We start from the raw sequence: 14,838 nt of genomic DNA on the forward strand, positions 1-14,838 counted from the left end.
ACCGCCACGGCGTCGCCGAGACGCTCGGCGACGCCGGGGCGGTAGCCCTCGATCAGGACGTCGGCGCGCTCAGCGAGGTCGAGCACGCGCGCGGGGCCGTCCGGGGCCTTGAGGTCGACCACGACGGAGCGCTTGTTGCGGTTGGTGACGTCGCGCGCGGGGTCGATGCCGAGGCCCGGGCCGTCGGGCCGGTCCACCCGGACCACGTCGGCGCCGAGGTCCGCGAGGAGCATCGCGGCGAAGGGGCCGGGGCCGATACCGGCCAGCTCGACCACCCGCACCCCGCTGAGCGGGCCCTGTCCCGGCGTCGTTGCCGTCGTCATGCCGTCATGCCCCCAAGCGCGTATGACACAAACGATGTAACACCGGTGATGCTAGGAACACCGTGCACCCGGCACAAGAGCTGAACGAGCGGGCGCTTAGCGAAGTGCCCCGGTGCGCCCCGATTCCCCGGGCCCACCGCACGGGGCGCCTGCCGGGCCCCGCACCGTTCACGCTAGCCTCGGCCCCCGACAGTCGCGCGGGCTGCACGGCAAGGAGTGTCATGAGCAGGCTGAAAACGACGGACCGTCCCTACGACATCGTGCTCTTCGGCGCCACCGGCTTCGTCGGCACGCTGACGGCGGAGTATCTCGCCGCGCACGCTCCTGAGGACCTGCGCTGGGCCGTCGCGGGCCGGGACCCAGGCAGGCTGGAGGCGCTGCGGGAACGGCTGCCCGGCGGCTCGGCCGTCGGAGTGATCCACGCCGACGTGAGCGAGCCCGCCACCCTGCGGGCGCTCGCGGAGCAGGCCCGTGTGGTGGCCTCCACCGTGGGCCCGTACGTCACCTACGGCGAGGAACTGGTCGCCGCCTGCGCCGACAGCGGCACGGACTATCTCGACCTCACCGGCGAGCCCGAGTTCGTGGACCTGATGTTCATCCGTCACGACGCCCGTGCCCGCGAGACCGGCGCCCGGCTGGTGCACGCCTGCGGTTTCGACTCCGTACCGCACGACCTGGGCGCCTACTTCACGGTGCGGCAGCTTCCCGAGGGGGTGCCGCTGCGGGTGGACGGATTCGTCACGGCGAACGCCACCTTCTCCGGGGGCACGCTCGCCTCGGCGCTGAACCAGTTCGCGCGGGCCGGGAGCATGTGGGCCGCGGCCCGCGACCGGGCCCGGCACGAGCCGCGCCTCATGGACCGCCGGGTCTCGGCCCCCACGGGTGCGCCCCGGTTCGCCGGGGAGGTCGGCGCCTGGGCGCTGCCGCTGCCCACCATCGACCCGCAGATCGTGCGCCGCTCCGCCAAGTCCCTGGACCGCTACGGCCCCGACTTCCGCTACCGCCACTACGCGGCGGTCGAGCACCTCCCGGTCGCGGCGGCGGGACTCGCGGGGGTGGGTGTCCTCGCGGTGGCGGCCCAGCTCGCCCCCGTCCGCTCCTGGCTCTCCGGCCGGCTCCAGCCGGGCGACGGCCCCGACGCGGAGAAGCGCGCCCGGAGCTGGTTCCGCGTCCGCTTCGTCGGCGAGGGCGGCGGGCGGCGCGTGTTCACCGAGGTCACGGGCGGTGATCCGGGCTACGGCGAGACGGCGAAGATGTTCGCCGAGGCGGCCCTGTCCCTGGCGACGGACGACCTCCCCGACCGCTCCGGCCAGCTCACCCCGGCGACCGCGATGGGGGACGCGCTGCTGGAACGGCTGCGGGCGGCGGGAATCGGATTCCGGGTGGTGGCCGAGCGGAGCGCCTGAGCGGAAAATCGGTTCGGCGGCGGTGCGGAGCCTGGCACAGTGGCGCCCCATGACGGACTCCGCACTCGTGGCAGCCTCGGACATCCCGCTCATGCAGGGCCTGGCGCAGCGCGTCACCGCCCTCCGCCCGGACCTGATCAGCGCGGGCGCCTCGTACGGCGAGCTGGCCTGGATCCACGGCAAGGACCATGCCGCCCAGGGCGCCGGCTGGCGGCGCCGTCTGTGGTTCGCCGGTGACGAGTTGGCGGCGTGGGGCTGGGCCTTCCTCCCCCACCGGGTCCGGCGTGACGACGGGTCGGTCACCGACGTCACCGGCGCCTCGCTGAGCCACCAGGTCCATCCGGAGCACGCCGCGTTGGTCGACGAGGTGATCGAGTGGTACGACGCGGTGGCGTCCGGTCTGGAGCGCACCGCCCTGCCGACCACCGCCGACGAGCACGCCCTGACCCGCTGGGCGGCGCACGGCTACGAGCCGGACGCACGGGCCCTCGGCGACACCGGCGACTGGACCCAGCTCAACCAACGGGACCTCACCGACGTGGAGCACCCGTTCCTGCCGCCCGGCTTCCGCTTCCGCACCGCCGAGGAGACGGGCCCCCCGGCCGCGGTCCAAGCCCACGTGGCCGCCTGGTCCCCCTCGGCCTACACGCCCCGGAGCTACGAGGGCGTCCGGCGGACAGCGGCCTACCGCGCCGACCTGCATGTCCTGGTGGAGGCCCCGGACGGCACCATGGCCGCCTCCACGATCATGTGGCTCGACCACATGAACAAGACCGTCGAGTTCGAACCGGTGGGCACTCATCCCGCCTACCGCCGCCTCGGCCTGGCCCGAGCCATGATGCTCCACGGCATGCGCCTGGCCCGAGCGGCCGGAGCCACCCACGCGACGGTCGTCTGCCTCGGCGCGCCGAGCCACCCCAAGGCACGCGGGCTGTACTTCGGGCTCGGCTTCCGCGAGCTCTCCCGCGACGCGCCGCTGGTCAAACCGGCGGACCGAGAGTCCGCAGCGCCCGTCGGCACAGGGAGTCCGCCCTGCGGGTCGTCTCCGGGAGGCGGTACTCGGGGGTGAGGGCAAGGGTGTGGGCGACGGCGTTCTCCAGCGACACCCCGTGCCCCACCGACACGTACACCGGCTTGACCTCGCTGCGGGTGCGCAGGGCGGCGCCCACCTCCTCGGCCTCCTCCGCGAGCAGCGGGGCGGTACTCCCCCGCGCCGGGGCGAGCGCCGGGTGGGTGAAGGTGAAGGGGTTCTTGGCGACGCCGATGGTGGGCAGGCCGGTCAGGACGCCGAGGTGACTGGCGAGGCCGAAGCGGCGGGGGTGGGCGAGGCCGTAGCCGTCGCAGACGACGAGGCCCGGTGGGCAGGGCAGCGCGTCCAGGGCCGCCCTCACGGCCGGCAGCTCACGGAAGGCGAGCAGGCCGGGAACATAGGGGAAGGCGACCCGGCCGACGGCGGTCGCCTCGGCGACGACGGCGAGGGTGCCGGCGTCCAGGACCACGGCCGCCGCGGCGACCAGGTCGCGGGCGTCGTCGTAGGCCACGTCCACCCCGGTGACATGACCGGTGCCGGGCGGCGGGCCCGGCTCGTCGCGGACGACACGGCCGCGCAACGCGTCCTGGACGGCACGGGCCTCCTCCTCGGTGGCGGGCCAGTCGGCGGGAACCTGTGCGGTGATCATGGTGGCCCCGACGATACGGGGCGCCGGGGTAGGCTCGCGATCATGTTCGTACTGGAGCTGACGTACACCGCCCCGCTCGACGCCGTCGACGCCGCCCTGACCGCTCATGTGGCCTGGCTGGACGAGCAGTACGACAAGGGGCTGTTCCTCGCCTCCGGCCGCAAGAACCCCCGCGACGGCGGGGTGATCCTGGCCGTCGCGGACAGCCGGGCTCAGATCGAGGCGGTCGTCGCCGAGGACCCGTTCGTCACGGCCGGGGTGTGCGAGTACCGCGTCACCGAGTTCACCGCCACGAAGACGGCACCCGAGCTGACGCGGTACCGGCAGAGCGCCGGCTGAGCCGGCCCCCGCTCACTTCTTCTTGTCCAGCGCGCGCTGGAGCTGCTCCTTGTTCATGTCGGAGCGGCCGTGGACACCGCGCTGCCTGGCCTCGTTGTAGAGCTGGTCGTACGTCGGGCCCTGCGAGCCCTTGCCGGAGCGCCGGCCGCCGCGCTCCCCGGAGGACATGTCCCGCGTCGAGGTACGGCTGGCGGTCTTGGACTCGCCGGCGCGGGCGCGCTCCTTGTTGACCGTGCGCGCGGCGATCTCCTCCGCGCGGTCCTCGCTCGCCCCCTGGTCCAGCTCGCTCTCCTTGATGTGCTCGTACTGCCGCTCACGCTTGGGGCTGGAACCGGCTGGCATGGTCGCTCCCTTCGTTGCCCTGCGGACCTTCGCAGGCTGTCCGGTAGGGAGGCGAGTACCCGGATTCGGACCCGTTTCGCACCCCCGGATCGTGACCGAGGTCACTCCGGCCGGGTGTGCACGGAACGGAGGCTTCCGACGTCTTTTCCGGTGTCGGGCCGCGACCCGCCGAGGAGCAGTGTCCAGCCGTCCGAGGGAGCACAGGCTTTGTCCACCGTGATCGAGGCAATCGTGGAGGCGCGTCTGGTCGCCGCCGCGCCCCGCATGCCGAGCATTCCCGCCGCCCTGCACTACGACCGGCGCGACCCCTACGCCGTCCGGATGACCTTCCCCGCCCCGGCCACCCTGGCGGGCGTGGAGGTGTGCTGGACCTTCTCCCGCGAGCTGCTGTCCACCGGGCTGCACGAGCCGCAGGGCCAGGGGGACGTACGGGTGCGGCCCTACGGCTACGACCGCACGGTGCTGGAGTTCCACGCGCCGGAGGGCACCGCCGTGGTGCATGTGCGCTCCGGGGAGATCCGGCGCTTTCTGCGGGCGGCGGGCGAGCTGGTGCCGGTGGGCCTGGAGCACCTGCAACTCGACCTCGACCAGGGGCTGGCCGAGCTGATGCGGGACTCCGGCTGACCGGAGTCCGGGTTAATCGCGTTGACAGGCTCCACAGCCGTTCGTAGCGTGTACAGCGGTTCTGTTGCCGTCGATAGGAGAAGGACGTTGCTCGTCTGAGGTCATGAGACATCGCGTTCACACCGGTGAGGTGTGCGTGGCGTTCGACCTCGGCGTACGAGCCGTCCCTCAGGCACAGGCCCTTTTTTCTGGCCCCGTTCGGGCCCAGTTCTCCCGGCCCCAGCGCCTCCGGGCTTCCGGTTTCCGCCCCGCGGTGTCTCGTCAGTCCCCCCGCCCAGACCGCACCCGGCACCCGTGAGGCCCCTATGTCATCACCCGCGTCCTCCCTCTCCGCCACTTCCCTGACCTTCGCCTGGCCGGACGGCACTCCCGTCCTGGACGGCCTCGACATCTCCTTCGGCCCCGGCCGCACCGGGCTGGTCGGCGCCAACGGCTCGGGCAAGTCCACCCTGCTGAAACTGCTCTCCGGCGCCCTCGTCCCGACCGACGGCACGATCAGGGTGTCCGGCGAGATCGGCCTGCTTCCGCAGAACGTCACCCTGGACACCGCCCTCCGCGTCGACGAGGCCCTCGGCATCGCCGCCAAGCGGGCCGCGCTGCACGCCATCGAGGCGGGCGACGGCTCCGAGAAGCACTTCGAGACCCTCGACGAGGACTGGGACGTGGAGGAGCGCGCCCTGGTCACCCTCGGCGAACTCGGCCTCGGCCACATCGGCCTGGACCGCACGGTCGGTGAGGTCTCCGGCGGCGAGTCGGTGCTGCTCCGGCTGGCCGCGCTGCTGCTGCGCCGCCCCGACGTCCTGCTGCTGGACGAGCCCACCAACAACCTCGACCTGTACGCCCGCCGCCGGCTGTACGCGGCCGTGGCGGGCTGGCCCGGCGTCCTCGTCGTGGTCAGCCACGACCGCGAACTGCTGGACCTCGTCGACCAGATCGCCGACCTCCGCGCCGGCGAGGTCGCCTGGTACGGCGGCAACTACTCCGCCTACGAGGAGGCCCTCGCCGTCGAACAGGAAGCGGCCGAACGGACGGTGCGCGCGGCGGAGGCCGACGTCCGCAAGCAGCGCCGCGAACTCACCGACGCCCACATGAAACTGGCCCGCCGCAAGCGGTACGGGCAGAAGATGTACGACTCCAAGCGCGAGCCGAAGATCGTGATGGGCGCCCGCAAACGCGCCGCCCAGGAGTCCGCGGGCAAGCACCGCATCATGCACGAGGAACGGCTCGCGGAGGCCAGGGAACGGCTGGACGAGGCGGTGGAGGCGGTCCGGGACGACGACGAGATCCGCGTCGACCTGCCGTACACCGCCGTGCCGCCGGGCCGGCAGGTGCTCACGCTGGAGAAGCTGGAGACGGTGCACGGGCCGCGCGTGACGGGCCTGCTGGATCTGCGGGGCCCGGAGCGGATCGCGCTCGTCGGGCGCAACGGGGCCGGGAAGACGACCCTGTTGCGGACGATCGCCGGGGAGCTGCCCCCGGTCGCCGGGCTGGCCGAGGCCCATGTGCCGTTGCGCTTCCTGCCCCAGCGGCTGGACGTGCTGGACGACGGGGCGACGGTCGCGGAGAACGTGGCCCGGTTCGCACCGGGGGCCACCCCCAACCGGGTCCGGGCCCGGCTGGCTCGCTTCCTGTTCCGGGGCAAGCGGGCCGACCAGTTGGCCGGCACCCTCTCCGGCGGCGAACGCTTCCGGGCCGCGCTGGCCGCGCTGCTGCTGGCCGAACCCGCCCCGCAGCTGCTGCTGTTGGACGAGCCGACCAACAACCTGGACTTGGCGAGCGTGCGCCAGCTGACCTCGGCGCTGGAGTCGTACGAGGGTGCGCTGATCGTCGCCGGGCACGATCTGCCGTTCCTGGACTCCATCGGCATCACCCGCTGGCTGCTGGTGGCCGACGGGGAAGTGCGGGACGCGACGCGGGAGGAGATCGGCTAGACGGGCGGCGCAGGGCCTGGTCGGGGTCCTTACGCCCGCCTTAACCTACGGCTTCGTAACCTACGGGCACGTAGGCTACGAAGCCGTAGGTTCTTGACGCCGCCCTGTTGGGTGGTTATGTCGACGAATCTCCCTTTTCTGCTCGGCCGTTTTTTGGAGTACCCCCGTGACGATCACCTCCCCTCACCTCGGCAGCCCGACCGCCTGGACCGACGCGCGGCTGCTGTTCGCACTGGAAGAAGTGGTCGAGAACGAGCTGAACCGGCATCTGAAGGTCGCCAAGGACTGGATGCCGCACGAGTACGTGCCGTGGAGCGACGGGCGCAACTTCCCCGGTCTCTTCGAGGACGGCGAGGCATGGGGCAAGGAGCAGTCCAAGGTCACCGAGATCGGCCGGGTCGCGCTGGTCGTCAACCTGCTCACCGAGGACAACCTGCCGAGCTACCACCACGAGATCGCCTCGCTGTTCGGCCGGGACGGCGCCTGGGGCACCTGGGTGCACCGCTGGACCGCGGAGGAGGGCCGGCACGGCATCGTGATGCGCGACTACCTGCTCGCCTCCCGTGCGGTCGACCCGGACGCGCTGGAGCGGTTCCGGATGTCGCACATGAGCGAGGGCTTCGAGTCCGACAACCGGCACTCGGTGCTGCACTCGGTCGCCTACGTCGCCTTCCAGGAGCTGGCCACCCGGATCTCGCACCGCAACACCGGCCACCAGTCCGGCGACCCGGTCTGCGACCGCATGCTGGCCCGCATCGCCACCGACGAGAACCTCCACATGGTCTTCTACCGGAACCTGCTGAAGGCCGCGTTCGAGCTCGCGCCCGACCTGACCATGCAGGCGGTCCGTGACGTCGTGGTCGACTTCCGCATGCCGGGCCACGGCATCCCCGGCTTCGAGCGCGCGGCCGCGCAGATGGCCATAGGGGAGGTCTACAACCTCCGCATCCACCACGACGACGTGCTCCAGCCGGTGCTGCGCTTCCTGAAGGTCCTGGAGATCGACGGACTCGGCCCGGAGGGTCTGCGGGCCCAGGAGGAGCTGGGGGTGTTCATGGGCGGACTGGACTCGGAGGCGGCCAAGTTCGACGAGCGGCTCGCGGCCCGCAAGGCGCGCATGGCGGCACGCGCGGCCGGCTGACAACGGGGCCGTACGGCTCCATGGCCCGCCTTCAGCGCGCCGTACGGCCCGTTCTTCAGCGGGCCGTACGGCGCAGGGCGAGCCGTTCGCGTTCGGAGAGGCCGCCCCAGACGCCGAAGCGTTCGTCGTGGGCGAGGGCGTAGTCGAGGCAGGCGGGGCGGATCTCGCACAGGGCGCAGATCCGTTTGGCCTCGCGCACCGAACTGCCGGGCTCGGGGAAGAAGAAGTCCGCCCCGGTCTGCGCGCACAGGGCCTGGCCCTGCCAGGCGGAATCGGCCGGTGTGATCATCTCGATGTGCATGGAAAGGATCGTGCCGGGCGCCGAAAAACGTTTGATCAACGCCGTGTCAACAAGCGCCGCGTGGGCCGTCCCGATGATCCTCCGGGCGGACACGCCCGCGCACGGCGGCGCGCGGGGCGATCCTCCCCGGCCGGTGCCAGACTCGTCGGTGCCAAGGACGGCCACGGTCCCCGAGGAGGGCGCGCATGCTCACCACCCGTTTCCCCGACGGCGCTCCTAACTGGATCGACCTCGGCTCCCCCGACCTGGCGGCGAGCCTCGCCTTCTACGGCGGCCTCTTCGGCTGGCAGCCAGCGCCCGCGGGCCCGGAGACGGGCGGCTACGTCCTCCTCCGGCTCGACGGCAGGACGGTCGCCGGGGCGATGGCACTCGATCCGGAGCGCGGCCGGGCGGGCTGGACGGTGTACTTCCGCTGCGCGGACGCGCTCGGCACCGCCGAGGCGGCGGAGGCCGCGCACGGCACGGTGGTGTTCTGGCCGACGGAGCTGCTGGGACTCGGCCGGGTGGCGGGCCTGAAGGACCGGGCCGGGGCCGCGTTCCGCGTCTGGCAGCCGGACCCGGTCGAAGGCCTGGACGCCGCGACCGAGCCGGGCGCGCTCTCCTGGGTCGAGCTGCACACCCCGGACGTGGCGGCGGCCGCCGCCTTCTACCACCGGGTACTCGGCGTGGAGACCGCCGGCGTCGGCTTCCCCGGCGGTGTCTACACCTCGCTCTACCCCGGCGGCGCCGACGAGGACGCCATGTTCGGCGGCATCGTCCCCACCTTCGAGAACCCCGCCGACACCACCCCCTCCTGGCTCCCGTACTTCGGCACGGACGACACCGACGCCCTGGTGGCCCGCGCGGAGGAACTCGGCGGCTCGGTCCGCCTCCCCGCGACCAGCGTCCCCGGAGTGGGCCGCCTGGCCCGCCTAGCCGACCCGCACGGGTACGAGTTCGCGGTCATCAAGGGCGACCCGGCCCAGGAAGCCTAGGCGGACGCCCGGCGGACGAGGGTGGTCGGCAGGATGACGCCGCCCGCCGGGCCGCCGCCCAGGAGCAGGCGGGCCATGATGCGGCCCATCTCCTCTATGTCCTGGCGGACCGTGGTGAGCGGGGGGTCGGTCTGTTCGGCCACCGGGGCCATGTCGTCGAAGCCGATCACCGCGACGTCCTCGGGGACGCGGCGCCCGTGTGCGCGCAGGACCCGCAGCGCGCCGAGGGCGGTGAGGTCGTTGGCGGCGAAGACGGCGTCGACGTCGGGGCGCCGGGCGAGGAGTTCGCGCATCGCGTGCTCGCCGCCGCCGGGGGTGAAGTCGCTCTCCACGACCAGCTCGGGGTCGGCGTCGCCCATCACGTCCCGGTAGCCGTCCAGCCGGTCCACGGCGGAGGTCTGGTCCAGGGCGCCGGTGATGTGCGCGATCCGGGTCCGGCCGAGCCCGACCAGGTGCCGTACCGCGTCGCGGGCGCCGCCCCGGTTGTCGCTGTCGACGTACACCGCGCCGCCGGCGTCCCCGTCGTCCCAGTCGGGGCGGCCGCCGAAGACCGTGCGGACGCCCGCGTCGCGGATCAGGCCGGGCAGCGGGTCGTCGAGGTGGAGGGAGAAGACCAGGGCGCCGTCGACATGGCCGCCCGCGAGGTAGCGGGCGACGCGGGCATGGTCGTCCCGGCCCTCGGTGAGCAGCAGGACCAGCTGGTTGTCGTGGGCGGTGAGTTCCTTGCTGATGCCGCGCAGCTGGGCGGCGAAGAAGGGGTCCGCGAACACGCGGGTGCCGGGTTCGGCGATGACGACCGCGACGGCGTCGTGCCGCTTGGTGACCAGGCTGCGGGCGGCCTGGTTGGGGACGTAGCCGAGTTCCTCGACCGCCTGGCGGACGCGGGTGACGAGCGAGTCGCGTACGCCGTCGCCGCCGTTGACGACCCGTGAGACGGTGGCGCGGGACACCCCGGCCCGCGCGGCCACTGCCTCCAGCGTGGGACGCGACACTGCCTCGGTCACTTGGGACTCCTCATCGGCGGCTGTGATCAGGATAGCCGCGGGGCCCGGCGCCCCCGGGGGCCCGCTCAGGAGGGCGCCTGGTCCTTGCGCGCCCGGCTGGGCTGCACCCGCTTGGGTTCGCCGGGCATCTTCGGGTACTCCGGCGGATACGGCAGGTCACCGAGACCGTGTTCGGCCTCGTCGCGGCGGGCCAGGTCCAGCAGGGCGTCGAGGGAGTAGCGGTGGTCGTCCATGTCGGCGTGGACATCGCCCAGTTCGGCGAACCGGCGCGGCATGGTGACGATGTCGAAGTCGCGCGGCCGGGCGTCGGCGACCTCGTCCCAGCGCAGCGGCGCGGAGACGGTGGCGTCGGGCAGCGGGCGCACGGAGTAGGCGGAGGCGATGGTGCGGTCGCGGGCGGTCTGGTTGTAGTCCAGGAAGATGCGCTCGCCCCGCTCCTCCTTCCACCACTTCACCGTCACGTGCTCCGGCATCCGGCGCGCCAGTTCCCGGCCGACGGCGATGGCCGCGCGCCGCACCTGGGTGAAGGTCCAGCGCGGCTCGATGGGCACGAAGACGTGCAGGCCGCGCCCGCCGGAGGTCTTGGGCCAGCCGCGCAGGCCGCCGAACTCCTCCAGGACGGACCGCAGTTCGAAGGCGGCGCGGACCGCGTCCTCGTAGCCGGTGCCGGGCTGCGGGTCGAGGTCGAGGCGGAGTTCGTCGGGGTGGTCGACGTCGTCGCGGCGGACCGGCCAGGGGTGGAAGGTGAGCGTGCCGTACTGGGCGGCCCACACCGCGGCCGCCTCCTCGGTGGGGCACATCTCGTCGGCGCTGCGGCCGCTCGGGAAGGTGATGTGGGCGGTGGGAATCCAGGACGGCATGTTCTTCGGTGCGCGCTTCTGGTAGAACCACTCCCCCTCCAGGCCCTCCGGGTAGCGCTGGAGGGTGGTGGGGCGGTCCCGCAGGGCGCGCAGCACACCGGGGCCGACCGCCGCGTAGTACTGGGCGATGTCGAGCTTGGTGTAGCCGTGCGCGGGGAAGAACACCCGCTCCGGGTGGGTCAGCCGTACGGTCCGGCCTCCTACCTGAAGTTCCACCGCATCGCCCATGCGGCCACCGTAGGCGTACCCCGCGCGGCCCGCACACCGGGCGCCGGCGGGTGGGGGCGCGCAGAATCGGCGTATGGACCTGCCGGTGATGCCGCCCGTGAAGCCGATGCTCGCCAAGGCGGTGGCGAAGATCCCGCCGGGCATGCACTACGAGGCCAAGTGGGACGGCTTCCGGGCGATCGTGTTCCGCGACGGCGACGAGGTCGAACTGGGAAGCCGCACCGGCAAGCCGCTGACCAGGTACTTCCCCGAGCTGGTGGCGGCGCTGAAGGAGCGGCTGCCGGCGCGCTGCGTGGTGGACGGGGAGATCGTGATCGCGCGGGACGGGCATCTGGACTTCGACGCGCTGACCGAGCGCATCCATCCGGCGGACTCACGGGTGCGGACGCTGGCCGAGCGGACCCCGGCGTCCTTCGTCGCCTTCGACCTGCTGGCGCTGGACGACCACGCCCTGCTGGACGTACCGCTGACCGACCGGCGGGCGCTGCTGGACCGGGCGCTGGCCGGGGTGAGCCCGCCGGTGCATCTGGCGCCGGCGACGACGGACGTTGAGGAGGCGCGCCGCTGGTTCGAGCAGTACGAGGGTGCCGGTCTGGACGGGGTGGTCGCCAAGCCGCTGACGGTGCCGTACCTCCAGGACGAGCGGGCCATGTTCAAGGTCAAGCACGAACGGACGGCGGACGTGGTCGTCGCCGGGTACCGCCTGCACAAGAGCGGCCCGGTGGTGGGCTCGCTCCTGCTCGGGCTGTACGACGACGAGGGCGCGCTCCAGCACGTGGGGGTGGCGGCCGCGTTCACGATGAAGCGGCGCGCGGAACTGGTGGAGGAGCTCGCGCCGCTCAGGATGGACGACGTGAGCGGGCATCCGTGGGCGCGCTGGGCGGAGGAGGCGGCGCACGAGACGGCCCGGCTGCCGGGGGCGCCGAGCCGCTGGTCGGGCAAGAAGGACCTGTCCTGGGTGCCGCTGCGCCCGGAGAAGGTCGCGGAGGTGGCGTACGACCACATGGAGAACGGCCGCCGCTTCCGGCACACCGCGCGCTTCCGCCGCTGGCGCCCGGACCGCACCCCGGAGAGCTGTACGTTCGCCCAGTTGGAGGAGCCGGTGCGCTACGACCTGGCGGAGATCCTGGGTGCCGCGCCCGAGGCGTGAGCCGGCTTCAGCCGCCGAGGTGCTCCAGCGCTCCGCTCGCGCGGGCCACGAGTCCGTCGGCGCCGCACGCCTGGGCCAGGTCGAGACCGCGGGTGAGTTCGGCGCGGGAGCGGGCGAGGATGCCGTGCTCGACGCGGGCGGCGGCGTGCTCGTACTGGCAGGGTGACGCCTCCAGATACGCGACGGCCTTGGCGGCGAGGCGTTCGGCGCGCGGGCCGGTCTCCAGGGCGGCGGCACAGCGCAGGGCCTCTCCTATGGCGGTGTCGGTGCCGAAGCTCGGCCTGGCGGCGGGCGTCGGTGAGGAGCGCGCGGGCCCGTTCCGGGTCGTGCGGGGCGAGGGCGCGGGCCAGGTCGACGGCCCACGGCGCGAGCACCGGGTTGTGTCCGCCGCGGGAGGCGGCGGCCTTCTCGGCGGCCTCCAGCTCGTTGATGCCCTCCTCGGTGCGGCCCACGGCGAGCAGCAGGCGTCCGCGTACGGAGCGGATGTCGGGCAGCACGATGGTGGACGGGTAGGGCGGAGCGAAGCCGTACTGCTCGGCGACGCTCCACGCCTGGGCGACATGGCCGCGGGCGAGCAGGGTGTCGACCAGGCCGCAGGTCGCCGACCAGTACAGCGGAAGCCCCCGGCCGACCCGCTCGGCCAGCCGGAGCGCCTCGCGCAGCACGCCCTCGGCGTCCTGCAGCTTGCCCTGCCTGCGGTAGGCGAGGCCGAGGTAGGCGTTGGCCAGGGAGAGGTGGCCGCCGTGCCAGCCGGCGCGGGTGTAGGCGCGCAGGGCCTCGGAGAAGAGGCTCTCGGCGCGGTCGAGCCGGTCGGTGTGGGCGTAGGCGCTGCCGAGCATCATCAGCAGCTCGACGCCCCACTCGTCGTCGGTCCAGCCGAGGCCCGGGGCGAGGCGGCCGTTGACCAGGGCGCGGTCGCACAGCTCGACCACCAGCTCGGCGTTCTCGCCGTGGGTCATGGCGTCGAAGCCGCGCAGGATCAGCAGGGCGCGCTCGGAGTTGTCGCGTCCGGTGCAGGTGGCGGCGAGTTCGGCCAGGCGCCGGGAGCGTTCCGGGGAGACGGTCTCGCCGTGCACGGCCTCCCAGGTGAACTGCACGGCCTGGAGCCGCATTCGTACCGGGCCCGGTTCGTGCCGGTCGGCCTCTGCCTCCACGGTACGGACGGCCTCCTCCAGCTGGTCGTTGTGGAGCAGGGCCTGGGAGAGCCGGATGGAGGCGTCCACGCGCTGGGCGCTGTCGAGTCCGGGGGCGGCGAGGGCGTCGCGCAGGTGCTCGATGGTGAGCGCGGGCGCCGACAGCAGTCTGGCGCGGCCGAGTTCGTACAGCACCTGGGCCCGCACCTCGGGCAACGGCGGTTCCGCAAGGGCGCGTTCGAGGCAGGTGCAGGCGGCGTCGGGGGCGCCGACGGCGAGGTGTTCGCGGGCGGCCTCGCGCAGTTGCTCGACCAGGATCTCGTCGCCCTCGGGGTGCACCTTGAGCAGATGGCGGGCGGCCTCGGCGGCGCTGCGTCCGGTCTCGGCGACGATGTTCGCCGCGATGCCGTGCATGGCGGTGCGCATCGCGTCCGTGATGGAGTCGTAGACGGCGGAGGCGATCAGCGGGTGCACGAACTCCAGGGTGACGTCCTGGGGCTGGGGCGCGGCCGGGTCGGGGACGACCTCGGCGAGGATGCGGGCGTCGCAGAGCAGCTCGGCGCAGCGGGCGGCGGTGTCGGCGTCCATCATGGCGAGCCGGGCGACGAGGCCGACCGGGCTGCCGGTGCCGAGGATGGCGGCCGCCCAGGCGAACTTGGTCGGCTCGACGCCGAGTTCCTGGAGCCGGCTGACGAGTCCGCCGCCGCGCGCGGAGCGGTTGAGGTCGCGCAGTTCGGCGGCGCGGTCCTCCCTGGGCTGGAGTTCGCGGTCGCGGACCTTGGCGAGGAGTTCGACGGTGTCGTAGGCGTTGCCGCCGGTGACGGCCCAGACCTCGCGGCAGAACGGGTCGTCGGCCTGCGGGCCGACGGTGGCGCGGGTGAGTCCGGCGGTGGCCTGCGGGGTGAGCGCGCTGAGGTTGCTGACGGGGCGGCCCGCGGCGGCGATCTCGTCCAGCAGGCGGGCGCTCTCGCCGTGGGCCTCGCCGGGCCTGCGGGCGACCACCACGAGCACGGGCAGGTCGGCCAGGCGCTGGGCGAAGGCGGCGAGCCAGCGCAGCGTCTCCAGGTCGGCCCAGTGGGCGTCGTCGACCAGGAGGACCAGCGGATAGGTGCGGGAGGCGAGGCGACGGACCGCGTACACGAGTCCGTCGCACACGTAGCTCGGGTCCGGGCTGCCCTCGCCGGGCTCCACGATGCCGAGGGCGGGGCCGGAGATGTCGTACCAGGAGGCGAGGTAGTCGCGGGCCTCGTCCTGGGTGAGGGCGGCGAGCGCGGGCTGGAGGAGCTGGCGCAGGACGTGGAACGGGACGGACTTGAGGGTCTCGCCCGCGCGGGCCGACCAGACCACGCAGCCACGGCGTTCGGCGATGCGGCGTATCTCGGCGAGCAGGGCGGTCTTGCCGA

General features: G+C 73.2%; 14 protein-coding genes and 1 pseudogene. 8 read left to right on the forward strand and 7 right to left on the reverse strand.

Annotated features, from left to right (window positions below; genetic code table 11):
- On the reverse strand, positions 1-323 hold a 323-nt coding region (locus CCN33_RS14205; protein WP_140394545.1), incomplete at its 3' end, for a CoA transferase.
- Between the two features lie 221 nt (positions 324-544).
- Between CCN33_RS14205 and CCN33_RS14210 the strand changes: the two genes are divergently transcribed.
- Both CCN33_RS14210 and CCN33_RS14215 read left to right on the forward strand, forming a co-directional pair.
- The gene (locus tag CCN33_RS14210) at positions 545-1,729 is read left to right on the forward strand and encodes a saccharopine dehydrogenase family protein (RefSeq protein ID WP_086693997.1); all 1,185 of its coding nucleotides are present in this window, start codon (positions 545-547) and stop codon (positions 1,727-1,729) included.
- A 49-nt stretch (positions 1,730-1,778) separates the two neighbouring features.
- Positions 1,779-2,798, forward strand: coding sequence for a GNAT family N-acetyltransferase (locus tag CCN33_RS14215; RefSeq protein ID WP_086693998.1), 1,020 nt, complete (start codon positions 1,779-1,781; stop codon positions 2,796-2,798).
- Here CCN33_RS14215 and CCN33_RS14220 read toward each other — a convergent pair.
- Entirely contained in the window at positions 2,710-3,408 is a 699-nt protein-coding gene (locus tag CCN33_RS14220) for an endonuclease V (RefSeq protein ID WP_086693999.1), read from the reverse strand. The two genes, CCN33_RS14215 and CCN33_RS14220, sit on opposite strands and share 89 nt — an antisense overlap.
- Before the next feature lie 42 nt (positions 3,409-3,450).
- Here CCN33_RS14220 and CCN33_RS14225 point away from each other — a divergent pair, with 42 nt between their 5' ends.
- On the forward strand, positions 3,451-3,747 hold the full coding sequence (locus tag CCN33_RS14225; RefSeq protein WP_086694000.1) for a YciI family protein: 297 nt from the start codon (positions 3,451-3,453) through the stop codon (positions 3,745-3,747).
- 12 nt (positions 3,748-3,759) lie between these two features.
- Here CCN33_RS14225 and CCN33_RS14230 read toward each other — a convergent pair whose 3' ends face one another.
- Positions 3,760-4,089 carry a plasmid stabilization protein gene (locus tag CCN33_RS14230; protein ID WP_086694001.1) on the reverse strand — a complete coding sequence of 110 codons (330 nt, stop codon included), beginning with the start codon at positions 4,087-4,089 and terminating at the stop codon, positions 3,760-3,762.
- A gap of 207 nt (positions 4,090-4,296) precedes the next feature.
- On the opposite strand from CCN33_RS14230, the gene ssgD reads away from it, so the two are divergent.
- The 3 genes from ssgD to CCN33_RS14245 all read left to right on the forward strand — a co-directional run bounded on the left by ssgD (position 4,297) and on the right by CCN33_RS14245 (position 7,785).
- Positions 4,297-4,713, forward strand: a complete 417-nt coding sequence (gene ssgD, locus CCN33_RS14235; protein ID WP_086694002.1) for a spore wall synthesis regulator SsgD — start codon at positions 4,297-4,299, stop codon at positions 4,711-4,713.
- 305 nt (positions 4,714-5,018) lie between these two features.
- The gene (locus CCN33_RS14240) at positions 5,019-6,644 is read left to right on the forward strand and encodes an ABC-F family ATP-binding cassette domain-containing protein (RefSeq protein WP_086694003.1); all 1,626 of its coding nucleotides are present in this window, start codon (positions 5,019-5,021) and stop codon (positions 6,642-6,644) included.
- Between the two features lie 166 nt (positions 6,645-6,810).
- Positions 6,811-7,785 carry an acyl-ACP desaturase gene (locus CCN33_RS14245; RefSeq protein WP_086694004.1) on the forward strand — a complete coding sequence of 325 codons (975 nt, stop codon included), beginning with the start codon at positions 6,811-6,813 and terminating at the stop codon, positions 7,783-7,785.
- A 55-nt stretch (positions 7,786-7,840) separates the two neighbouring features.
- On the opposite strand, the gene CCN33_RS14250 is transcribed toward CCN33_RS14245, so the two are convergent.
- The gene (locus tag CCN33_RS14250) at positions 7,841-8,086 is read right to left on the reverse strand and encodes a WhiB family transcriptional regulator (protein WP_086694005.1); all 246 of its coding nucleotides are present in this window, start codon (positions 8,084-8,086) and stop codon (positions 7,841-7,843) included.
- Positions 8,087-8,271: 185 nt separating this feature from the next.
- Between CCN33_RS14250 and CCN33_RS14255 the strand changes: the two genes are divergently transcribed.
- Positions 8,272-9,060 carry a VOC family protein gene (locus CCN33_RS14255; RefSeq protein WP_086694006.1) on the forward strand — a complete coding sequence of 263 codons (789 nt, stop codon included), beginning with the start codon at positions 8,272-8,274 and terminating at the stop codon, positions 9,058-9,060.
- Here CCN33_RS14255 and CCN33_RS14260 read toward each other — a convergent pair.
- Both CCN33_RS14260 and ligD read right to left on the reverse strand, forming a co-directional pair.
- Positions 9,057-10,064, reverse strand: a complete 1,008-nt coding sequence (locus CCN33_RS14260) for a LacI family DNA-binding transcriptional regulator (RefSeq protein WP_086694007.1) — start codon at positions 10,062-10,064, stop codon at positions 9,057-9,059. The genes CCN33_RS14255 and CCN33_RS14260 overlap by 4 nt on opposite strands.
- A gap of 65 nt (positions 10,065-10,129) precedes the next feature.
- Positions 10,130-11,152, reverse strand: a complete 1,023-nt coding sequence (ligD, locus tag CCN33_RS14265) for a non-homologous end-joining DNA ligase (protein WP_086694008.1) — start codon at positions 11,150-11,152, stop codon at positions 10,130-10,132.
- 73 nt (positions 11,153-11,225) lie between these two features.
- On the opposite strand from ligD, the gene CCN33_RS14270 reads away from it, so the two are divergent.
- Positions 11,226-12,302: an ATP-dependent DNA ligase gene (locus tag CCN33_RS14270; protein WP_086694009.1), complete on the forward strand. Its 1,077-nt coding sequence runs from the start codon at positions 11,226-11,228 to the stop codon at positions 12,300-12,302.
- A 7-nt stretch (positions 12,303-12,309) separates the two neighbouring features.
- Here CCN33_RS14270 and CCN33_RS14275 read toward each other — a convergent pair.
- Positions 12,310-14,838, reverse strand: a pseudogene (locus tag CCN33_RS14275) (ATP-binding protein); the annotation flags it as partial.

The organism is Streptomyces recifensis, assembly GCF_002154615.1.
Classification (GTDB): Bacteria; Actinomycetota; Actinomycetes; order Streptomycetales; family Streptomycetaceae; genus Streptomyces; species Streptomyces griseoluteus.